This window comes from Acidimicrobiales bacterium (assembly GCA_030747595.1).
Taxonomy (GTDB): Bacteria; Actinomycetota; Acidimicrobiia; order Acidimicrobiales; family MedAcidi-G1; genus UBA9410.
Genome location: JASLKK010000002.1, coordinates 163,011 through 185,017, shown reverse-complemented (window position 1 = coordinate 185,017; position 22,007 = coordinate 163,011). Strand labels below are relative to the sequence as shown.

Below are 22,007 nucleotides of genomic sequence, written 5' to 3'. Positions count from 1 at the left end.
AACGCATCCGGGTTCACGCCCGTATAGGGGATCCCCTCACCCTCGGTGAACACGATGGCCCGCGTGATGCCCTGGTCCAGCGCCCAACGCGCTGCCGCCTCTGACATCCCGTAGTCGTCAAACGTCACTAGGTACGAGTTGATCGACGCATCAGCCAACGTCGGCTCCGTCGACGCCGCTACGAACAACGGCACCTGACCACCGGTCGTCTGCAAAATCGGCAACGCGAAGTCCGCGAACGGTGGGCCAATAAGGAAATGGGCGCCCCAGTCCAGCAGCTCCTGGGTAGCCAACGCAGCGTCGTCACCAACCTCAGCCACGCGGACCTCCACTGGGCTTCCGTTGATGCCGCCTGCGCAGTTGATCAGCTCCGCCACATACGGCACGACCTTCGAGCCCGGGATATCCACGAACCCCACAACGTCGGAGAAGTCCATCGCCATTCCCACGCGGATCGGGTCACCCGACGGTGCATCGGCGCAATCCGAAAGGTCCGCCGCCAAGACCGCGTCCACATCTAGACCCGACATCGCCGCTGCTGAGCCGTCTCCTGATGCAGCGGTAGTCGCAGGGGCAGCTGTTGTTGCCGGGGCAGTTGTTGTTGCCGGGGCAGCTGTTGTCTGTGGCTCCGACGCCTCGTCACTACTGCTCCCGCAGGACGCAGCTGTGACTGCCAAGACTGTTAGCAAAGCCATCGTGAATTTCGTTTTCATATCGGGTCACCCCTCCGGATGGAACTCAATTAGAGACCAGTTAGTACTTCAGAATCCTTGCATCTAAATCATTCGGGTAAATCATTCGGGTAAATCATTCGGGAGTAAACGACGGTCAACCGAGCGGCCTACTGATGCTCCTGACCTGTCGCGTCGAGCGGGTTTGCAACGACGGCGCCATATTTACATACAAAATCTAAATGTGCACTAGCCAGTCGTTGCCACCACTTCAGCGCTCTGGAGAGCGGATACCACGGAACTCCCAGTCGCCACCGAGGGCGGTCGATAGGACCTCTTCGGACTCGGTGGGCTGGGCACCACAGTCGTCACGGATGGGCACTGGACCGGTCACGATGGTGTTGGTAAGCGCCCCGATGCCCTCAACCTCCACGGTGACCACGTCGCCGGGCTGCACGGGCCGGGAGTTGGCCGGCGTGCCCGAGAAGATCATGTCCCCTGGGAGCAGGGTGATTGTGCGGGCCAGGTCGGCCACCAAGTAGTGCATGTCCCACGTCATCTCGTCGGTGTTGCCGTCCTGGGCCACCTCGCCATTGACCAGGGTGCGGATGCCCTTGCCCCGGAAGTCCCAGCCCTCGACCAGGCCCGGACCGACCGGGCACATGGTGTCCGAGCCCTTGACCCGCAACATCGAGCCAGCATCGGTGTCACGGAAGTCATGCAGGCCGTAGTCGTTGCCGATGCTGTACCCAGCGATGAAGTCGCCCGCCTCGTCGGGGCTGACGTTGCGACACAGTCGACCCATGACGATGACGATCTCACCCTCGTAGTTGAGCCAACGGCATCGCTCGGGTCGCACCACCTCGCCACGATGTGCGTTCAACGAGGACGTCGGCTTTTGGAAGTAAGTGGGCGCCGCCGGCAATGAAACCTGGAACTCCTCGACCCGGCTGACGTGATTGAGGTGAACGCAGAGGATCTTGGATGGCTCGCTAGGAGGCAGGTGCATGGCGTCAGCCTCCGAGATTCGGCGACCGTCGCTGGTCACCAACTCTTTGCCATCCACTGTCACTGGGACCACCGACCCGTCCAGCATGATTCGCCGGGTCTCTCGCGATCCGCTTCCGTCCGTGGCCACCCGCAGCTCCCAATCGGTCAATCCCGCGCTATTGGCGGGAGCAGCATCTTTGCATGGAAGTCGTTAGGGACCAAATGATACGCTCATCATCATGGCAAACCTCCAAGGCTTTACGTTCCCCCGCTCGGCCACCGGCCTCTCCTCACTGGTCCCCTCGCCTCCGTGGCACTACTCGGGCGACATGCTCACCATCGAGTACCGCACCGACCCAGCGGCCGTGGCTGAACTACTTCCCGAGCCGTTGACACCGGTTGACGACGACCCGGGCGCGGTGGCCATCATCTGGGCCGACTGGCAGTCCTGCTCCGACGACTTCAATGAAGTCGTTGATCCCGACCGACTCCAGTACAAGGAGTGCTTCGTCGTCGTCCGCTGCACCTACGAGGGCCAGACGTACAGTCGCTGCGTCTATATCTGGGTCGACAAGGACTACGCAATGTTGCGTGGCCACGTGCAGGGCTACCCCAAGAAGTTGGGCGACATCTGGGTCACCCGACCAGTCACGGTAGGCAAGGCCGGACCTCGACTTGAACCTGGCGGCCACTTCGGCGCCACCTGCTCGGCCTACGGGCGCCGACTTATCGAAGCCGAATTCACAATCACTGGCCCCAGCGACCACGCCGGCTTCGTGAACGCTTTGCCAATGATCCACCACCGATATTTCCCGGCCATCGAGGCTGACGGCACCGATTCGCTGCACGAACTGGTCACCATGCAGGGCTACGACGCTGAAGTCAGTCCGGCATTCACCGGCGACGTCGATCTCCGGGTATTCGAATCTCCAGTCGAGGAACTCAACCGCCTCGCTCCCAAGGAAATGATCGCCGGATACTGGCGCAGCGTGAGCGCTTCGTGGAACGGAGGCACCACTCTTGCCGATCTCCGCCCAGAAAGGGAATAGTGACCGGCAACATGGAGACGAAGGTGGCCCGTCACCCCTGGACACCGGACTCCGACGACGGCCACGTTGACCTGTCGTCACATGACACCTGGGTGGCCGGCACGCCGTACTCCACCTTCCAGCGAATGCGCGATGAGGATCCGGTGGCATGGGTCGACGAGGCTGACGGCTCCGGCTTCTGGGCCGTGACTCGTTACGACGACGTGGTCGACCTGAACCGACGGTGGGGCGACTTCACCTCCTACCAGGGCATCCGTCTCGAAGAAATGGATGCTGAGGAGACCGAGGCTCGGCGCACCCTCATGGAGCTAGACCCACCCGACCACACCAGGTTGCGCCGGCTCGTCAACCGGGGCTTCACACGTATGACAGTCGAGTCCTACGAGGAGCCGATCCGGGAGCTCACAGTCGAGATTCTCGATGAAGCACTCACCCTCGGCGAGTTCGACTTCGTGGCCGAGGTGGCCCGCTTGCTTCCGATGCGGATGCTGGGTCGGCTTCTGGGGATCCCCGACGACCATGCCGAGCAACTCGTGGAATGGGGCGATCAGCTCCTGTCCAACTCCGATCCCGAGTACACCGACCACGTTGTCGATCAGGTCGACACCGACGAATTCCGACTTATCCCTTTCCGCAGCCCAGCCGGCCTGGAGGTCTTCCGCTACGCGCAAAAGGCAGCTGCTGAACGGCGGGGCTGCCCCCACGACGATGTGATCTCCCGACTATTGGCGACGACCACCGACGGCGAACCACTTAGTGATCTGGAGTTCAACAACTTCTTCGCTCTGCTGGTCGCCGCTGGCAACGACACCACCCGGTACTCGTTGACCGAAGGTCTACGGGCGCTCGTAGACCATCCCAAGCAAATGCAGGCTCTACGAAATGAGCAGACACTGATGGGAACGGCAGTCGAGGAGATCCTGCGGTGGACCACGGTCACCACCCACTTCCGGCGCACCGCTACCAGTGACCAGCGGCTCCACGGCCGCACCATCCGAAAGGGCGACAAGGTCGTGCTGTGGTGGGCGTCGGCTGACTACGACGAGCGGAAGTTCGACGACCCCTACCGGTTCGACATCCGACGGGACCCCAACGACCACGTTGCCTTCGGGCGCAACGGGCCGCATCTCTGTCTGGGAGCGTGGTTGGCCCGCATGGAGATCCGCATCACCCTGCAGGAACTGCTCGCCCGCACCACCGACATCGAGATCGTGCACGCCTCGGACCGCCTGCGTTCCAACCTCATCAGCGGCACCAAGCACCTCACCATCCAGACCGCCTGAGCTCAAAGAGGCAGTCCTCCGAGCCGCGTACCTACCCGGTCCCGGCCGTCAGCCCAGGCCTGGCCTGGCCTGGCCAGTCATTCAGGTCAGATCTGGAACCAGGGTTCCGTCGACCACTACGGACACACCGTCGAGGGCCACCGTACAGTTTCGCATCGGCAGGTCGAAGTGGCCCCGGCAGAATCGGTCGGCCACCTCGTTGGCCCCGGTCGACCACAGGAAGTTCCCGGCGAAGGCCCGTAGCTCCGTGCCGTTCAGGTCGGCCTTGTCGTACAGCGGCAGGACATCCCACCGGCAGGCGTGGTTCATGCCCCAGCCCACGTGGCTGACCGCGTAGGCCTCCGGTTCGTCCCATGCAGCCAGGTACGACGAGAAGAGTTCGGCGTCCAACCCGTCGCCGTCAACGGACACGACGTGATCGTCCACCAGCGTGCAGGTGATCGGTGATCGCACGTATTCCTTGAAGGTCAGGTTGGCGTCACCCGGGGCCATGACAATGGTTCCCGAGGTAGAGCCGGCGGCCGGAAAGCAGAGCACCAGCCCGCCTGGCCAGTGGGCGATACCGCCCGGCTCGGTGACCGTGCCGTCCGACCCAGCGACCACCGCTCCAGCCAGGTGGACCGTGAGGTCGGTTCCGGCCACGGAGGTGACCTGCATGGTCGACGCCCCGGCCAGCAGTTGGCGTCCATGGGCCACCCGGTCGCTCAAAGATTCATCGTGGCCAACGCGGTCGAACACCTCCGGGTGCTCGTTGGACAACATCAGAATCCGGGCGCCGTCGGAAAGGATGGCCGGGCGTTCCTCAGCGTGCAGCAGGCCCTCCACAGTGCAGTCGGCAATGAAGTCGGCAGCTGCCAGTCCTGCCAGCACCGCCGGGTTGTGGGCGAGAGCCACCGACGCTCCGGTGGAGCGGATAGGGACGGGGCCCCGGTTGGGGAGCGTGGGCAGCACCACGGTCGACACCGCGGCACCGAGGCGTTGCAGGGCGACCACGGCCGCCTTGACCAGTTCAGGACGGCTGTCGTCCTCGGCCAGCACCACGGCCGTCTCGCCGGCGTGCACTGCACAACGGGCGAAGTGGTCGGAGAACGCCTCAATCCGATGCCACGGCACACTCATGTCAGTCCCCCCATCCCTTCCTGATCGGTTCAGTCGTCGTAGAGGCCAGCCCGGCCCAGTCGATCGCGCGTCACCTCGACGCTCCACGGAAGCATCGTGGCACCGCAGCGGGCGTCGCGATACATCCGCTCTAGAGCGCTGGGTCGCAGAAGCGAGCGGCCGCCACACACCCGGACCGCGGTGGACGCCACCTCAGGCGCCGTCTCCATGGCCGTCACCGTGGCCGACCAGGCCCGATGGAGTTGGTCCTCGGTCGGATCCACCCCTACCTCGCCAAGCACCCGGTAGGTCAGGGCCTGGGACCGTTCCCACGCCAAGCGCATCTCCGCCCACCCGTTCTGCTTCTGCGGGTGGTCCCGGCGTTCCGTCGACCCACCGTCGCCTCGCAGGGCGGCTGCCGTGTAGTCCAGCACCGCCCGCTGGATCCCCAGGTAGGAAAACGACAGCGTCATGTAGAAGTACGGCCAGCGGGTGGCCACCTGGTCGAAGCAACCAGGCGGCAGTAACTCCTGGTCGGCACGTACGAACACGTTGTCGAACAGCAAGTTCTTGGAAACGGTGCCCCGCATGCCCAGCGGATCCCAGTCGCCTTGGATGGTGATGCCCTCCGCGTCAGCCGGTACCCCGAGGAACCGGACCCGATCGTCGCCTTCGACCATGCAAGTCACGTTGTGACTGTCGGCGGCTTCGGACAACGAGGCGAAGATCTTGCGACCCGACACCCGGAAGCCCCCGTCGACGGGAACGGCCTGCGTGGCGAAGCCCGCGGTCTCCCCGGGTGCCCGCCCCTCGCTGAACGGCTGAGCGTGGATCGTGCCGTCCTCGACCACGCCACGCCACACGGCGGTGCGGCGCCGGTCGTGCTCCACTCGCTCCTCGTCACCCATCGAGAGGTCGTCGGCTATCTGGCCGATCAGCAACATGGTGGCTGTGTGCATGTTGAAGGTCAGCGCGGTCGAACCGCAGTGCCTGGCCAATTCCTCGGATACCAGGGCGTAGGTCGAGAAGTCCGCACCCAGTCCGCCGTGTTCCTCAGGGATGCACAGGGCAAGGAAGCCCGCCTCGCGGAGATCGGCGTAGTTCTCGTAGGGAAAGGCCGCATCCCGGTCGACCTGATCGGCCCGGGCCGCGATGGTCGGCCCCAGCGCTGCCATCTGGCCCACCAGCTCTCGCCGGCGGGGGGTTATCAGGTCGCTCATGTGGTGGTGTCCTCACGTATCTGGAGGGTCTTGAGGTCGGCGTGGAACTCCAGGGCGTGATCACCACCCTCGCGCCCCAGTCCGCTGATGCCCAAGCCACCGAACGGCGCCGTCAGGTCGCGAACCAGAAAGCAATTGACCCAGGTGGTGCCCGCCCGAAGAGCGCCACCCACCCGCTCGGCCCGCTCGGCCGATCCGGTGAACAAAGTGGCCGACAGCCCGTAGGCCGTTGAGTTGGCAAGCCGGATCGCCTCATCCTCGTCGACGAACGTCTGGAAGGTCAGGACGGGCCCGAACACCTCGTGTTGGACGATCTCGCTGTCATTGGACGCCGGCGCGATAAGGGTGGGCTCAACCCACAGGGCGTCCTCGGGCCGCCCGGTCCAACCGTCGGGGACATGACGGTGCCCACCCCGGAGCACCTTGTCGCCGGCCGCCAGCGCCCGCTCGATGAACCCCTCGACGCGGGTCACGTGGGTGGGGTGGATCATCGGAGTGATCGTGGTGGCATCGTCATGGGCGTCGCCGAGGAGGTGCTCGTCGGCGTAGGCGTGGAACCGGGCCAGAAAGTCGTCGGCCGCCGAAGCCTCGACGAGTAGGCGGGTCCCGGCCAGGCAGACCTGGCCCGAGTCGTCGTACTGGCCGGCTGCCGTGCGGGCCGCTGCATCCAGGTCGCTGTCGGCAAACACCACCAGGGCGCCCTTTCCGCCCAGTTCCGCGGTGAACGGCACGATGTTGGCCGCGGCAGCCGTCCCGATCGCCCGGGCGGTGGCCGGCGAACCGGTGAACGACAGGCGCCGCACCCGCCGGTCCGATGTCAGTGGTGGACCGATCTGGGACCCGATGCCCTGCACGACGTTGAGTACGCCGGACGGCAGTCCGGCCTCGTCGGCTAGGTCGGCCAGCAAGCTGGCCGACAGGGGCGACCACTCGGCAGGCTTGAGGACCACCGGGTTGCCGGCAGCCAGCGCGGGAGCCAGCTTCCAGGTGGCCAGCATGAACGGGGCGTTCCACGGCGTGATGACCACCGCTGGACCAGCAGGGAGTCGCTGCACACGGTTGGCGGTGCCGTTGGACGACCAGACCCGTTCCTCGTGCTGTTCGGCCAGTTCGGCGTAGGCCCGGAAGTTTCTAGCCCCCCGGCCGATGACCCGGTTGCGGAGGCTCTCGTGGCGCATCCCCATGTCGACGCACTCAACCGCCGCGATATCGGCCACCCGCTCGTCGATCAGGTCGGCCAGACGGCGGAGGTGGGGTGCCCGCCCGGCGGTACCCAGGGCAGCCCAGCCCTCGAAGGCCTCGGTGGCCGCGGCCAGGGCAGCATCCGCTGTGGCGGCGTCACCGGCCGACACCTCGGCCAGCACCGTCGACCAGTCCAACGGGGAGCGATTCTCGAAGGTGGTGGGCGACGACAGGCGACGCCCTCCGACGTAATGGTCGACGGAGACCGATACCCCAGCCACGGAAACCCGTGACCGCACTCCAGCGTCGTCGCCCATCATCGCCCTCATCCCAGGGCCCGGCGGACCCACACCATCAGATTCATTCGGGTCCGAAGTATCTGCATCAGTGTAGGTTGTCCCGGTCACACGCGCGTCCCCGGAGGTCTTCCCCGTGAGCGAACATCACCTGATGATCATCGGCGCCGAGCGCGTCGACGCCGACAAGGCCGACGAGGTCCGGTCGCCTTACGACGGTCGTGTCCTGGGCAGTGTCCCGGTGGGCACGACGGAACACCTCGACGCGGCCATCGCCACGGCAAAGGCCACTCTGGCCGCCGGAGCGATCCCCACCCACGAACGCGCCGCCATCTTGGACCGTCTGGCCGAGGCCCTTACGGCCCGACAGGAGGAGTTCGCCCAGAGCATCTCGGCTGAGGCGGCCAAGCCCATCAGCACTGCCCGCGTCGAGGCCTCCCGGGCCGTCGACACGGCCCGGTTCTCGGCCGCCGTGGCCCGGACCATGACCAGCGAAGCCCTGACGCTGGACGCCAGTCCGGCTGGTGAAGGCAAGACCGGCTTCATCAAAAAGGTCCCGATCGGCGTGGTCGGAGCCATCTCGCCGTTCAACTTTCCGTTGAATCTGGTGTGTCACAAGATTGCACCGGCGATCGCCGCTGGCTGCCCGGTGGTCCTCAAGCCGGCCTCGTCTACCCCGTTGACCGCCCTCCTGCTGGCCGAGGTCCTCCTCGAGGACTGTGGTCTGCCGCCGGGCTGGTTGAACGTGGTCACCTGCCCGGGCCGTACTGCCGCACATCTGGTCGAACACGATGACGTGGCCATGATCACCTTCACCGGCTCGCCACCCGTGGGTTGGAACATCCGAGCTACCGCCCCCCGCAAGAAGGTTTCCCTCGAACTCGGCAACAACTCGCCGATCGTCATCGAACCCGACGTCGACGTGGCTGCTGCAGCCGCCAAGTTGAAGATGGCGGCCTTCGGCTTCGCCGGTCAGACCTGCATCTCCACCCAGCGCATCTACGTGCACGAAGATATCGCCACTGCGTTCACCGAGGCCATGGCCGACCAGGCCCGCAGCCTCACCGTGGGCGATCCAGCCGATCCGGCCACCGATGTGTCGTCGCTCATCGACGGCGGCGAGACCGAACGGGTCGCCGCCTGGGTCGATGAAGCCACGGCAGCCGGGGCCACGCTGGTCTGTGGCGGCACCATGACCGACGGCGTTCTGGCCCCCACCGTTCTGGCCGACGTCACCGATGACATGAAGGTCAGTTGCATTGAGGTGTTTGGACCGGTGGTGGGCATTGCCACCTATACCGACTACGAGGACGCCCTGACCAGGGCTAACGCCAGTACCTACGGGCTACAGGCCGCTGTGTTCACCAACGACATCGGCAAGGCCCTGCGGGCCACCGAGGTCCTCGAGTACGGCGGTGTGCTCATCAACGAGTCGCCGTCGTGGCGGGCCGACCACATGCCGTATGGCGGCATCCGTGACTCGGGCAACACCCGTGAAGGCCCCGCCTACACGGTGCGCGAGATGACCGAGGACCGCCTCATCATCATCCAGCCCTGATCGCCTGTCGGCCCGCAGGCCGACAGGTACCAACCGAAAGGGTCAGAGGGTCTCGGCCCGGGCAACCAGCGCACTGATCGGATCAAGGATCTGAGGCCACGCCGCCTCGGGCATCTCGTGCCCCATGCCCTCTATCCACACCAGTTCGGCACCCGGGATTGCATCGGCGGTCTCCTGCCCACCCTGAGGCACGACGAGCGGATCCTCGGTGCCGTGGATGACCAACGCGGGAACCGTCACCTCTGCCAGGCCGGGGCGACGATCCTCGTCGGCCAGTGCGGCGAAGGCCTGACGTACGCCACCATCAGGGTGCCAGGCCCGCTTCAGGTTGGCCAGTGATTGCCGGCGGGCTCCCTCCTCGTCGAAGGTGAACCCCGTTCCGGCGTATAGGCGGGCAGCCGCGACTCCCGATGCCACGACCGTTTCGTGGTCCGACGGGTCCACGTCAGGAGCCTGCAGCGACAGGGCCACCTCCAGATCCATGGGGATGACCCTGGGCATCGACATGATCGAGGTCAGACTCCGGACCCGGTCGGGATGTCCGATGGCGATCCGCTGGGCGATCATCCCTCCGAACGAGGCGCCCACCACGTGCACCGAATCGAGGCCGAGGGCGTCTAGCAGGCCGGCAGCATCATCGGCTAGATCGGCCATGGCGTAGGGCGATTCGACGGACCCGCCACCCAGGAACGTGAGGAAGGCCTCGACCGGATCACCCACCGGGCACTGGTCGAACCACGTGCTGAGGCCGACGTCCCGGTTGTCGAATCGGATCACTCGGTGACCCCGGTGGGCCAACTGCCGACAGAAGTCCTCGGGCCACACCGTCATTTGGGCACTCAGCCCCATGATGAGCAGGATCGGCGGATCGGCGGAATCACCGAACTCTTCGTACTCCAGTGTCAGCCCATTGGACTCTGCTTGCGGCATGTCGCCGTCCTCCGCTCTCCGGGTGGTGGTTAGGTTGCCACGATGACTGATCCACTCTGGCAACGGACCGGCACCGAACTGGCCTCTCTGATGGCCAGTGTCGACGTGTCAGCTCGCGAGGTGATTGAGGCCCATCTGGAACGCATAGACGAGGTGAACGGCTGGCTGAACGCCGCCGTGCTGGTAACGGCCGATGAAGCCCGGGCCGCCGCCGACGCCACGGACCGGGCCCGGGCCGCCGGCGAGACACTGGGCCCGCTGGCCGGCGTCCCCTTCACCGTCAAGGACGGGCTGGACTTGGCAGGCCACCCAACCACCTACGGCATCCCGACCTTCGCCGACAACGTCGCCCCGGTCGACGACCCCACCATCGGCCGACTCCGGTCCGCTGGGGCCATCCCCATCGCCAAGACCAACCAGCCCGAGATGGCCATGCGGTTGGCCACCGACAACCCCTTGTTCGGCCTGACCCGCAACCCCTGGCACCCGGACCGTACGGCCAGCGGATCGTCCGGTGGCGACGCTTCGGCCATCGCCTCGGGCATGACCCCCATGGGCATGGGCAGTGACCTCGGCGGGTCAGTCCGCAACCCGGCCTACGCGTGTGGTATCGCTGCGACCAAGACCTCCCTCGGACGCCTGCCCGTACACGGCACGTCACCCCGCGCATCCGAAGCTCTGCTGGGACGGCAACTCATGGCCGTCGCCGGCCCCATGGCCCGCTCGGTGGCGGACCTCGAGGCGATGTTGCGAGTCACCGTGGGGCGCCACCCGCGCGACCCCCGGTCAGTCGATGTGCCCCACGACGGCAGGAACTTCATCCGACGGGCCGCCGTGCCCACCGACCTGCCCGGTGAGCCAATCCACCCTGATGCCCGCGAGGCCGTTCGCCGGGCCGGCGAAGCTCTGGCCGCCGCCGGCTGGGACGTCGTCGACGCCACCCCACCCGAGATGGAGCGGTGCTACGACGTGTGGGGTCGGCTCCTCGGCGAAGACTTCCCGATGACCATGGAGGCCCTGTCCGCCGTGATGTCCGACGACGGCGCCCACCTGATCCGCTCCTCGATGGCGTTCTGGCCGGCTGGTGAGGTGGCACCCCAGGAAGTTCATATCGAACGCCACCGCCTGGCCCGCCAGTGGGCCTTGTTCCTAGACGATTTTCCGGTGCTGGTGCTGCCCACCTGGTACCAGCCGCCGTTCGGCCATCACGACGACCTCTCCGATGACCTGACCGTCGTCCGGGCCCTCTACGACGGCGTCTTCACACCCATCACCCCGGCCAACGTGCTCGGCCTTCCCGCCACCCAGATCCCAATCGGATGCAACGCCGACGGTGTGCCCCTCGGCGTGCAGTTCATGGCCGACCGTCACCGAGAGGACCGCACCCTCGCGGCGGCCGCCGTCGTCGAGGCAGCCCACCCGCCCATCACTCCCATTGATCCCGTTCAGGATTGACCTGCGTTAAACCGGCTTGGTCGCCCGAACGACCTTGGCCGGGACGCCGGCCACCACCTCGTAGGTACCGGCGGCATCCAGCCCCAGAGCCACCATGGCCACGGCGATGGCTTCCACGTCGACCGGCGTCAACTCGGCCTCGTGACCGGCAAACTCTCCATGGTCGGGATGGGTCGGGTCGTCATAGTCCTCGTCGACCAGTACCAGCCGGCCGCCTGGCGCCAACACCCGCGCAAACTCGGCGAACGCCGCCTCATGGTCGACCCAGTGGTGCATGGCGTTACCCGCCCAGAGCACTTCAGTGGATCCCCCGGCCACCGGCAGGTCCTCGGCCACCCCGGGTTCGACGGTGATCCTCCGCCGACTCCGGTTGAATAATCGTCGCCCCCGGGCCACCAGGCGCATGGTGCCGCCCGGCTCCACGGCCACCACGTGGGCACCACGCCTGGCTGCCAGAACCGTGGCTGCACCCATGCCGGCTCCCACGTCTAGACCACGCTCACCGGGCTGAGGAGCTGCCAGGTCGACGATGGCCCGGTTCAGGTCGGTCTGCCAGAAGGTGCGGATCTTTCGAAGCCATCGAAGCTCAGCCATCAGGCCCTTGTCGTGTTCATGTCGGTAACTCTCGTGGACCATGGTGCGGAGCCTGCCATGGCCCGACCGCCACCACCGATTCGAGGCGACTCACCAGGACCACCCGTGGAATACTCCCCCGATGACCCAGCGATTCAAGACAGGGAACCCCCAACCCCTCGGCGGCAACGAGATGCCCCGCTTCGGCGGCATTGCCACCTTCATGCGCCTTCCCGGCACCACCGAGCCGGCTGACCTGGACGTCGCCGTGGTGGGCGTCCCCATGGACATCGGCACCTCCAACCGGCCGGGCGCCCGCTTCGGCCCTCGCGACATCCGCTCCGAATCGGTGCTGCTTCGCCCCTACAACATGGCCACCCGGGCCGCCCCGTTCGACAGCCTCCGCATCGATGACACGGGCGACGTGGCAGCCAGCCCCTTCGACCTGGGGGCCGCCGTGGATGCCATCGAGGCCCACTACGTCGACCTGCTGGCCCACGACGTGATCACCGCGTCAATGGGCGGCGACCACACCATCGTGCTGCCCATCCTGCGAGCCATGGCCAGTAAGCACGGCCCAGTCGGGCTGATCCACGTGGACGCCCACACCGACATCAACGACACCATGTTCGGCTCCAAGGTGGCACACGGCACCCCGTTCCGGAGGGCCGTCGAAGAAGGCCTGCTGGACAGCAACCGTGTCGTCCAGATCGGTGTTCGGGGCACCGGCTATGCGGCCGATGACTTCGACTGGTCGCGGGAGCAGGGCTTCCGGGTCGTTCAGGCCGAGGAATGCTGGCACCGCAGCCTCGAACCGCTCATGGCCGAGGTGCGCGAACAGGTGGACGGAGGCCCCGTCTACCTGAGCTTCGACATCGACGGCCTGGACCCCGCGTACGCACCCGGCACCGGCACGCCCGAGGTCGGTGGCCTCACCATGCCCCAGGGCCTCGAGGTGATCCGGGGTTGCCGTGGTCTGGACCTCGTGGGATGCGACCTCGTCGAGGTGGCCCCCATCTACGACACCACCGGCATGACCAGTCTGGTGGCCGCCAACCTCCTCTACGAGATGCTCTGTGTGCTCCCCGGCGTCGACGTCCGTGGCTGAGGATCTGACGAGTAACGGTGAGCCCTCCAAGACCGGGCCCAGCCTTGCTCCCTACTTCCTGATCCTGTTCGGGGCGTCAGCGGGGCTGGGGTCGATCATCGTGCTGCTTGCCGAGATCCGCAGTGAGCTCGGGTTCACCGATACCGGGATCGGCCTGGCCATCGCTGCGGGATTCGCGGCGGCCTTCGTGGCCAACATCAGCATGGCCCCCCAAGCCGACCGGGGCCGGGCCCCGGCCATGCTTCGCGGCGGCCTCGCCCTCGGCGTCGTCGGCATGGTGCTCTTGGCCGTCGGCCAGGATCTTTGGCACTACGTGCTCGGGCGGGCGGTCTTCGGCTTCGCCCTGGGCACTGCCGGCCCGGCGGCCCGACGCACGGTCATCGTGGCCGATCCGACGAACCTGGGACGCAACATGGGTCGCCTTGGAGCGTGGGACGTCGGCGGCTTCGTGGCCGGTCCGATGATCGCCTCCCTGCTGGCCGGTATCGGTGGCTTTCGGTTCACGTTCTGGGCCATGGCCGTCGCATTGGCCATGCTGCTGCCCGTCTCCTTCCGGGCCCAACCCGACACGGCGGCACGAGACGAGGAGGGCCTCGGCCTCAAGGGCCTGCTTCGCATCCGCCGCCTGGTGGGCGCCTTCTTCGTGGTGGCGGCCTACTTCGTGTTCATCGGTGCCTTCGAGGCCGTGTGGGTCCTCGAGATGGATACCCGCGGCGCCACCCAGACCACTCTGGCGGTCGGGATCACCCTGGCGGCTCTCCCCATCGCCCTGCTGTCCCCACTGGGTGGCTCGCTGGCCCAGCGGTACGGCGCCCGCCGGTGGGCCATCGGAGGCCTGGCCAGCATCACCCTGCTGACCACCTTCTACGGCGTCGTCCCCGGAGTGGCCGCCCTGGTGGCCATCACCATGGCCACCTCGGTAATGGAGGGCTTCACCTTCCCGTCGGCCCCCATGCTGGTGGCCGCCGCAGTGGCCGAGAACCGACAGGCCTCCGCGCAGGGCCTCATGGGTGCCGTCGAGGTGGCCACGGCCGCGGTGGCAGCCATGATCATTGCCATGATCTACGACAGCCACGGTGACCTCACGGCCTGGATTGTCACCGCCTCCACCATGGCGATCCTTTTGCTGATTGGTGCCATACTCACGCGACCCACCGACCGTCAGCTCGTCCAACCCGGCGTCCCCACCGACCCGATCAGGAGGCCCTTTCAATGACCAACGCCCTGCTCCACCCGTTTTCCCCACCGGCCATGCCCGAGGGCGACTTCATCGACATCGTCCGCGGCGAGGGCTCGCTCGTCTACGACGCCTCCGGCAAGGACTATGTCGACGCCATGGCCAACCTCTGGCTCTGTCAGGTCGGCCACGGACGTACCGAGATCATCGACGCCGTCACCGCTCAGATGCACCAGATGGAGGCGTACAACACCTTCGCTCCGTTCACCAACGGTCCCGCCGCCCGGGTGGCTGAGATGATCGTGGAGCGGTCGCCGCACCCCGACGGACGGACCTTCCTGGGTTGCTCGGGATCTGAGGCTGTCGACACCGCGCTGAAGATTGCCCGACTGGTCCAGCAACGCCGGGGCACCGAGGGTCGCCAGGTCATCATCAAGCGCACCAACGGCTACCACGGAACTAACTTCGGAGGGACGTCAGCTCAGGGCATCGCCCCCAACCGTGAGGGCTGGGGCGACCTGGTCCCCCACTTCCTGGAGGTCCCCCACGACGACCTAGAGGCCATGGCGTCGATCTTCGCCGAGCAGGGTGACCGGATTGCCGCTGTCCTGACCGAGCCGCTACAGGGTGCTGGCGGTGTCTTCCCACCGGCCGACGGCTACCTCGAGGGCCTGCGTCGCCTGTGTGACGACAACGGGGCACTGCTCATCTTCGATGAGGTAATCTGCGGCTTCGGTCGGACCGGCGAATGGTTCGGCGCCCAGACCTTTGGCGTCACCCCTGACCTGATCACCTTCGCCAAGGGCGTCACGTCGGGCTACCTCCCGCTGTCCGGCGTCATCGTGTCCCGGGCCGTCTGCGAGGAGCTCGAAGAGCCCGGCTTCCTGCTCCGAACCGGCTACACGTACTCGGGACACCATGCCTCGTGCGCAGCGGGCATAGCCAACCTCCAGATCATGACCGACGAAGGCCTTGATCAGCGGGCCAACCACGTCGGCGAAAAGCTCCAGGAGGGCCTGCGTGCCCTGGCGGCCGACGGACACATCGAATCGTGGCGGGGCATGGGCGCGGTGTACGCCGCGGAACTGGGCCGCGACTCCATCCCGGTACGAAACGCCATCCTTGAGGAGGGGGTGATAGTGCGGCCCATCGGGACCTGCCTGGCCATCTGTCCGCCGCTCGTCATTACCGACGACGAAATCGGCCGCGTCATCGACACCCTGGCCAACGCTCTGCGTTGACCAGACCGGTGAGACCGGGAAGCAAGCGTTAGCCGGTGCCCCAGGAGAACGTCATCTTCTCCATCTTGAGTATGGGAAACACCTCGGTGGAGGCCACGCCGTCGATAGACCGGATTCGGTCGTTGACCAGCGACAGCAGAGCCTCGCTGTCCTCGCACAGAACCTCGGCTAGCACGTCGTAGCGGCCAGCGGTGATCAGGACATACTCGGCCTCCCGACACTCAGAGACCGCAGCAGCCACCGCCCGGACGTCACCGGAGACGCTGATACCAACCATGGCCTGGGTGGACAGGCCGAGGCTGAGGGGATCGGTCACGGCCACCACCTGCATGACCCCACGCCCGATAAGCCGGTTGACCCGCTGACGCACCGCTGCCTGGGACAGGCCGACGCGTGGCGCTAGGTCGGCGTAGGACATGCGCCCGTCCACCTGGAGTTCAGTGATGATCGCTCGATCCTTTTCGTCGAGAGGGAAGACCTCGCTCGTAGACCGTCCCGGGGCCCCCGTCAGCTCGTTCACGATGCCGGTCCTACACGCCCAACTCAGCCATGGCTTCGGTTAGCGCCTGACGGAGTTTCGAGTTGATCTCCGCGAACTCATCTGGGCCGGCGATGAGCGGTGGCGAGAGCTGGATAACCGGTTCACCCCGGTCATCGGCCCGACAGATCAGGCCTAGTTCCAGAAGGCGGTTGGACAGGAAACCTCGTAGTAGATGCTCGCGCTCGTCGTCGCTGAACGAGGCCCGGGTGTCGCGGTCCCGAACGAGTTCGATGCCGTAGAAGTAGCCGGCACCACGGATGTCGCCGACGATCGGCAGATCAGCCAGATCGTCTAGCGCGGCCCGGAAGGCCGACTCGTTCGTCTGGACGTGGCCGATGATGCCTTCGTCCTGGAAGATCTGGAGGTTGGCCAGCGCCACGGCGCAGCTCACCGGATGGCCCGCGAAGGTAATGCCATGCAGGAACGAGTCGCCGGTGCCCACGAAGGGCTCGGCCACCCGGTCACTCACGATCATGGCGCCGAGCGGCGCGTAGCCCGAGGTGAGGCCCTTCGCCGAGGTGATCACGTCGGGTATGTAGCCAAACCGCTCGCACCCGAACATGTGGCCGATGCGCCCGTAGGCGCAGATGACCTCGTCGGAAACCAGCAACACGTCGTGACGGTTGCAGATCTCACGGACCCGGTCGAAATAGCCGGGCGGGGGCACAAAGCAGCCGCCGGCATTCTGCACCGGCTCAACGAACAGGGCAGCCACGGTGTCGGGACCCTCCCTGATGATGGCCTCTTCGATGGCGTCTGCCGCGTGCAACGAGCAGTGCGGGTCGTCCTGACAGGTCGGGCACCGGTAGTGGTTGGTCTCGGGCACCTTGATCGCACCGGGCACTAGCGGCTCGAACACCGTCTTGATGGAATCAAGCCCGGTGATGGACAGCGCACCCATCGTGGTCCCGTGGTAGGCGAGGTTCCGACTGACGACCTTGACTTTGTCGGGCTTGCCCTTCAACTTGAAGTACTGGCGAGCCAGCTTCCAGGCCGACTCGACGGCCTCGGATCCACCGGTAGTGAAGAACACCCGGTTCAGGTCACCTGGCGCCAGTCCAGCCAGAATGGCCGACAGTTCAATGGCCGTCGGGTGCCCGTAGGTCCAGATGGGGAAGTACCCGAGCGTCGCTGCCTGGTCCCCGGCCGCCCGAGCCAGTTCAGGGCGACCGTGCCCCAGTTGGCTGACGAACAAACCGGCTAGACCATCGAGGTACCGGTTCCCCTCGGCGTCCCACACGTGGCAGCCCTGGCCGCGCTCGATGACCCGGGTCCCGTCAATGTCGTTCTTGAGGACAGAGAAGTGTCCCCACAGGTGCTTTTCGGCCAGTTCAGCCAGGCGCTGGTGCTCGCTCATCGTCAGGTTCCCATCATCGTTCGTTTGTTCATCTCGCCGTCCCGCCGCCCGAAACCGGCGGTGGGCCCGCCCGGTCGGCGGGCCGAAAGTGCGTCTTGCACCCCGACCCGCCGACCGGAAGGGAGGAAGGATCAGCCGCGCGCCCTGGTCAGAGCGTCGGTGTACTCGATCTCGAACTCACCGGTGTCCTCGATGAACTCGAGGCGCTCCATCGTCGCCGCGGACGGGTAGATGATCTGGTTGTCGAGCACCTCCTGGTCGATGAACTCCTCAGCGGCGCCGTTGGGGCTGGCGTACCAGTTGAAGTTCGTCAGTTGCGCACCGTTGTGGGCGTCCAACAGGAAGTTGATGAAGGCGAAAGCCGTGCAGGGATGCGGCGCGTCAACTAGGACGGCCATGCCGTCCACCCAGACCGTGCCACCCTCGTCGGGCACGAAGTAGGTGTACTCGCTCTCACCCTCCTCGAAGTCCCAGAGGAAGTTGCCGCTGTAACCGTGACCGGCGATGGTCTCCCCGGCTACCACCAGCTCGCTGTACTGGTCCGAATCGAAGGCGGCGACCCGGCTGACGGCGTCGGCGATGACCGCCTCGGCCTCGGCCAGCTCGTCGGCCGACGTGGAGTTCAGTGAGTAACCCAGGTACTTGAGCGCTGCACCCATGGTCTCGCGTGGATCGTCCAGCAGGCTGATCTTGCCCGACAGGCCGTACTGCTCGGCGAGGTCGGCGTCGAAGAGCAGGCCCCAGGTCAGCGGGATGTCGTGCCCGGTCACGCCTAGGTCCACGCCCACCCCGGTGGTGCCCCACTGATAGGGCTGCGTGTAGGTGTTCCCCGGATCGAACGGCGGATCGGCGAACTTGTCGGCGATGTTGACGTGGTTGGGTACCGCGTCCTTCTGGATGGGCTGGATCAGAGCTTCCGACCTCAGGATTGAGATCATGTAGTCCGACGGGACGATTACGTCGTAGCCCGTTCCTCCGGGCGAGATCTTGGCAAACATCTCTTCGTTGGACGGGTAGAAGTCCTCGGTCACGCTGACCCCGAACTCGTCCTGGAACGCCGCGATCAGGTCAGGGTCCATGTACTCCGACCAGTTGAAGAACGCCAGGTCACCGTCGGTCTCACCGGCGTCGCACTGCTTGAAATCGCCTGCAGCTTCCTCAGAATCGCTGCCGCAACTAGCGGCTACGACGCTGAGGATGCCCAACAGGGCGACGATTCGAATCCACTTCCTCATTGCACTCACCTTTCCTCCCTCTCCGAGCCCGTTGCCCGGGAGATCACGAGCGACGCCATGACGAATGCCATGGACGCCGCCAACATCACGACCGACACGGAGTTCACGAGGGGGGTGACCCCCTTGCGCAACATGCCGAACACGTACACCGACAGCGGGGTACCTCCCACCGCGGAGACGAAGCTGGACACCACCACGTCGTCCAGCGAGATGGTCACCGCCAGCAGGGCCCCACCGATCACGCCCGGCATGATTTGGGGCAGGGTGACCCGGCGAAAGGCCTGCCAGCGGTTGGCGTAAAGGTCGGCGGCCGCCTCCTCCATGGAGGCGTCCAGGTTGGCCAGACGGGCCCTTACCACCACCGACACGAACGAGATGTTGAACGCCACGTGGCTGAACACCAGCTTCTCGAGGCCGTTCTGGAGGTTGACGCCGGGAATCCAGTCGAACCATGACGCCGTCTCGCTGAAGAAGACCAGCATCATCACGGCCATGGTGACGTCGGGGATGATGATCGGCAGGTAGAGGACAGCGTCGAAGGCCTTCTGGCCCCACCACCGGAACCGTTCGAGGGCCAACGCTCCAGCAGTGCCCAGCACTACCGAGATCAGCGTCGACACCACGCACACCTTGACCGACACCCAAATCGAGGACTGGATGTTGTCGTTGGCGAACAGGTCTGAGTACCAGTCCAGCGTGAAGCCGTTCCAGTTTCCCACCGCGTTGCTGTCGTTGAACGAGAAGACGCAGAGCACGACGATCGGGGCGTAGAAGAAGGCGAACACGGCCGCCGAGTGGCCGCGAAGCAGCCAGCGACTAGCCCCCTGGGGTTCAGCGGTCGACTTGGCGACGCCCTTGCTCACAGGTTCTTCCCCCCGGCCCGGAAGTAGATGAGTGTGCTGACGAGCATCACGCCGAGGACCACCACCGACACTGCCGAACCCACCGGCCCGTTCCGGGCCGAAAGGAACTGCAGCACGATGTAACTGCCCAGCAGGCCCTCCTTGTTGCCGCCCAGGATGGCCGGGGTGACGTAGGCCCCGAAGCTGGGCACGAAGACCAGCATCGAACCAGCAATGACGCCAGGGCGCGACAGCGGCCACACCACCCGGCGAAAGGCCGCCCAGCCACTGGCGTAGAGGTCACGGGCACCTTCCACGAGGCTCCAGTCGACGCGCTCGATGGCCGCGTACAGAGGCAGCACCATGAACGGCAGGTAGCCGTAGACGAGGCCCAGGATCACAGCATTGGAGGTGAACAGGATGCGTCCATCCCCTAGACCGAGCAACTCCAGGCCCTGGGTCACGAGCCCGTCGCTGTCAAGCAGTACCCGCCAGGCGTAAGTCCGGATCAGGAAGTTTGACCAGAACGGGATCATCACCGCGACCAGGAGCATGTTGCGTACAGCCGGACTGCGGGTCGAAATGAAGTAGGCCAGCGGGTAAGCCAGCACCAGGCAGATCAGCGTGGCCAGCACGGCCATCCACAGCGACCGCCAGGCAACCGTCATGATGATGTCGTCGCCGAGGCGGGCGTAGGCGTTCAGGTTGAAGTCGCGTAACTCGGTCCGGCCGGTGCTGGTGCGGGTGGCGAAGGAGTAGGCCACCACGAATCCCAGCGGGGCAACGAAGAAGATCAGCAAGTAGACGATGGTGGGCAGCCCCAGCAGAAAGCCCTGACGCGCCTTGGCGCGTTCGGCCTGGTGCTCCAGACCAGGTGTGGCCACCTCGGTGGCGTCCTCCAGTTCCGGAGCGTCGCCCGGAGGTGCCTCGACGGGCATCAGCCGGTCACCACCGCGGCGTGGTCGGGCTCGAAGGACACCGTGACGTCGTCGCCCACGTCCCGACGGTCGCCGGCCAGGGTGGCTGGACAACGGACCTCGAGGTGCATCCAGTCCACGCCGATGCCGTAGACCACGGCGTTGCCCAGGTAGGTGACGGTCTCCACCCGGCCCTCGACGCAATGACGATCCGTGGGCGCCTCGCCCCGGCGGTGCACGGTGAGTCGCTCGGGTCGGACGGTGACGGCCACTGACGACCCGGCCGGCTGGTCCGACGACAGGCGGAGGCGGTCGCCGTTCGACAGCACAACCTCCTCGCCGCTGGCCACCGTGGCCTCGAGGAAGTTGGTCTGTCCGATGAAGTCGGCCACGAACCGGGTGGTGGGCCGCTCGTAGATGGCCTCGGGCGTGTCGACCTGTAGGAGGCGACCCTCATGCATGACGCCAATGCGGTCACTCATGGTGACCGCCTCCTCCTGGTCGTGGGTGACGTAAACGAAGGTGATGCCGACCTCGCGTTGGAGGTTCTTGAGTTCGAGTTGCATCTGCTGGCGGAGCTTCAGGTCGAGAGCCCCCAGCGGCTCATCCAACAGGAGCACCTCGGGCCGGTTCACCAACGCCCGGGCCAAAGCCACCCGCTGCTGCTGGCCACCCGACAACTGGGTGGGCTTGCGGTGGGCCATGGAACCCATCTCGACCAGGTCGATGGCCCAGTCGATGAGGTCCTTGCGCTCGGAAGCGGGGACCTTGCGCATCTCGAGGCCGAAGCCGACGTTGGCGGCCACCGTCATGTGGGGGAAAAGCGCGTAGCTCTGGAAGACGGTGTTAACAGGTCGCTTGTTGGGCGGACGGAGGCCCATCTCCTCACCGTGGATACGGATAGACCCGGCGGTCGGCAATTCGAGGCCGGCCACCATGCGTAGAGTGGTGGTCTTGCCGCAGCCTGACGGGCCGAGCAGGGAGAAGAACTCGCCATCGGTGATGGTGAGGTCAATGTGGTCCACCGCAGTCACCTCGGTGCCCGAGCGATCGCCGAAGCGCTTTACCACCCCGGCCAACTCGACAGCTGGGCCCTGCCCGTTCGTGGTTTCGTTCATCGATTCGGTCCTCCCCGTCCCTCATCTGGACCCGCCGGACCCATTCTGGAGTACCGGCCGAGCCACTCGCCCCCGAGCACGGAAGGACTACTCTCCATGCCGTGCAGCACACTACTGAATCCGTCGTCGAGCTGCTAGTTATGCAATGGATTTCGTCGCTCAGTAG

General features: G+C 65.9%; 20 protein-coding genes. 7 read left to right on the top strand and 13 right to left on the bottom strand.

What is annotated here, in order from left to right:
- Positions 1 to 530: ABC transporter substrate-binding protein (locus QF777_02235; protein MDP6910370.1), on the bottom strand; the 530-nt coding region annotated here is incomplete at its 3' end.
- A 412-nt stretch (positions 531 to 942) separates the two neighbouring features.
- A complete protein-coding gene (locus QF777_02230) occupies positions 943 to 1,809 on the bottom strand; it encodes a fumarylacetoacetate hydrolase family protein (GenBank protein MDP6910369.1) in 867 nt (288 codons plus the stop codon).
- A gap of 91 nt (positions 1,810 to 1,900) precedes the next feature.
- Here QF777_02230 and QF777_02225 point away from each other — a divergent pair, with 91 nt between their 5' ends.
- Both QF777_02225 and QF777_02220 read left to right on the top strand, forming a co-directional pair.
- Positions 1,901 to 2,710, top strand: a complete 810-nt coding sequence (locus QF777_02225) for an acetoacetate decarboxylase family protein (GenBank protein ID MDP6910368.1) — start codon at positions 1,901 to 1,903, stop codon at positions 2,708 to 2,710.
- Between the two features lie 11 nt (positions 2,711 to 2,721).
- A complete protein-coding gene (locus QF777_02220; protein MDP6910367.1) occupies positions 2,722 to 3,993 on the top strand; it encodes a cytochrome P450 in 1,272 nt (423 codons plus the stop codon).
- An 81-nt stretch (positions 3,994 to 4,074) separates the two neighbouring features.
- On the opposite strand, the gene QF777_02215 is transcribed toward QF777_02220, so the two are convergent.
- The 3 genes from QF777_02215 to QF777_02205 are packed head-to-tail and all read right to left on the bottom strand — an operon-like array spanning position 4,075 to position 7,810.
- Complete coding sequence (locus QF777_02215; GenBank protein MDP6910366.1) at positions 4,075 to 5,112, bottom strand: hypothetical protein; 1,038 nt, start codon at positions 5,110 to 5,112, stop codon at positions 4,075 to 4,077.
- Positions 5,113 to 5,141: 29 nt separating this feature from the next.
- Complete coding sequence (locus QF777_02210) at positions 5,142 to 6,311, bottom strand: acyl-CoA dehydrogenase family protein (GenBank protein ID MDP6910365.1); 1,170 nt, start codon at positions 6,309 to 6,311, stop codon at positions 5,142 to 5,144.
- Positions 6,308 to 7,810 carry an aldehyde dehydrogenase family protein gene (locus QF777_02205; protein MDP6910364.1) on the bottom strand — a complete coding sequence of 501 codons (1,503 nt, stop codon included), beginning with the start codon at positions 7,808 to 7,810 and terminating at the stop codon, positions 6,308 to 6,310. The genes QF777_02210 and QF777_02205 overlap by 4 nt, the downstream gene beginning before the upstream one ends.
- A gap of 115 nt (positions 7,811 to 7,925) precedes the next feature.
- Between QF777_02205 and QF777_02200 the strand changes: the two genes are divergently transcribed.
- Positions 7,926 to 9,347 carry an aldehyde dehydrogenase family protein gene (locus QF777_02200; protein ID MDP6910363.1) on the top strand — a complete coding sequence of 474 codons (1,422 nt, stop codon included), beginning with the start codon at positions 7,926 to 7,928 and terminating at the stop codon, positions 9,345 to 9,347.
- A gap of 42 nt (positions 9,348 to 9,389) precedes the next feature.
- Here QF777_02200 and QF777_02195 read toward each other — a convergent pair whose 3' ends face one another.
- Positions 9,390 to 10,277 (bottom strand): alpha/beta hydrolase, encoded by an 888-nt coding sequence (locus QF777_02195; GenBank protein ID MDP6910362.1) that lies wholly within the window; start codon positions 10,275 to 10,277, stop codon positions 9,390 to 9,392.
- Positions 10,278 to 10,319: 42 nt separating this feature from the next.
- Here QF777_02195 and QF777_02190 point away from each other — a divergent pair, with 42 nt between their 5' ends.
- Positions 10,320 to 11,732, top strand: coding sequence for an amidase (locus QF777_02190; GenBank protein ID MDP6910361.1), 1,413 nt, complete (start codon positions 10,320 to 10,322; stop codon positions 11,730 to 11,732).
- Positions 11,733 to 11,738: 6 nt separating this feature from the next.
- On the opposite strand, the gene QF777_02185 is transcribed toward QF777_02190, so the two are convergent.
- The gene (locus QF777_02185; protein ID MDP6910360.1) at positions 11,739 to 12,368 is read right to left on the bottom strand and encodes a class I SAM-dependent methyltransferase; all 630 of its coding nucleotides are present in this window, start codon (positions 12,366 to 12,368) and stop codon (positions 11,739 to 11,741) included.
- A gap of 79 nt (positions 12,369 to 12,447) precedes the next feature.
- On the opposite strand from QF777_02185, the gene speB reads away from it, so the two are divergent.
- The 3 genes from speB to QF777_02170 are packed head-to-tail and all read left to right on the top strand — an operon-like array spanning position 12,448 to position 15,831.
- The gene (speB, locus tag QF777_02180; protein ID MDP6910359.1) at positions 12,448 to 13,413 is read left to right on the top strand and encodes an agmatinase; all 966 of its coding nucleotides are present in this window, start codon (positions 12,448 to 12,450) and stop codon (positions 13,411 to 13,413) included.
- Positions 13,406 to 14,629, top strand: coding sequence for an MFS transporter (locus QF777_02175; protein ID MDP6910358.1), 1,224 nt, complete (start codon positions 13,406 to 13,408; stop codon positions 14,627 to 14,629). The genes speB and QF777_02175 overlap by 8 nt, the downstream gene beginning before the upstream one ends.
- Positions 14,626 to 15,831, top strand: a complete 1,206-nt coding sequence (locus QF777_02170; GenBank protein MDP6910357.1) for an aminotransferase class III-fold pyridoxal phosphate-dependent enzyme — start codon at positions 14,626 to 14,628, stop codon at positions 15,829 to 15,831. The genes QF777_02175 and QF777_02170 overlap by 4 nt, the downstream gene beginning before the upstream one ends.
- A 28-nt stretch (positions 15,832 to 15,859) precedes the next feature.
- On the opposite strand, the gene QF777_02165 is transcribed toward QF777_02170, so the two are convergent.
- The 6 genes from QF777_02165 to QF777_02140 form a co-directional block, all read right to left on the bottom strand.
- The gene (locus tag QF777_02165; GenBank protein MDP6910356.1) at positions 15,860 to 16,351 is read right to left on the bottom strand and encodes an Lrp/AsnC family transcriptional regulator; all 492 of its coding nucleotides are present in this window, start codon (positions 16,349 to 16,351) and stop codon (positions 15,860 to 15,862) included.
- 10 nt (positions 16,352 to 16,361) lie between these two features.
- Positions 16,362 to 17,729: an aspartate aminotransferase family protein gene (locus QF777_02160; GenBank protein MDP6910355.1), complete on the bottom strand. Its 1,368-nt coding sequence runs from the start codon at positions 17,727 to 17,729 to the stop codon at positions 16,362 to 16,364.
- 131 nt (positions 17,730 to 17,860) lie between these two features.
- Positions 17,861 to 18,964 carry a spermidine/putrescine ABC transporter substrate-binding protein gene (locus QF777_02155; GenBank protein MDP6910354.1) on the bottom strand — a complete coding sequence of 368 codons (1,104 nt, stop codon included), beginning with the start codon at positions 18,962 to 18,964 and terminating at the stop codon, positions 17,861 to 17,863.
- A gap of 5 nt (positions 18,965 to 18,969) precedes the next feature.
- On the bottom strand, positions 18,970 to 19,827 hold the full coding sequence (locus QF777_02150) for an ABC transporter permease (GenBank protein ID MDP6910353.1): 858 nt from the start codon (positions 19,825 to 19,827) through the stop codon (positions 18,970 to 18,972).
- Complete coding sequence (locus QF777_02145) at positions 19,824 to 20,744, bottom strand: ABC transporter permease (protein MDP6910352.1); 921 nt, start codon at positions 20,742 to 20,744, stop codon at positions 19,824 to 19,826. Before QF777_02145 ends, QF777_02150 begins: the two co-directional genes overlap by 4 nt.
- A complete protein-coding gene (locus QF777_02140; GenBank protein ID MDP6910351.1) occupies positions 20,744 to 21,841 on the bottom strand; it encodes an ABC transporter ATP-binding protein in 1,098 nt (365 codons plus the stop codon). The genes QF777_02145 and QF777_02140 overlap by 1 nt, the downstream gene beginning before the upstream one ends.
- Between the last annotated feature and the right edge of the window lie 166 nt (positions 21,842 to 22,007).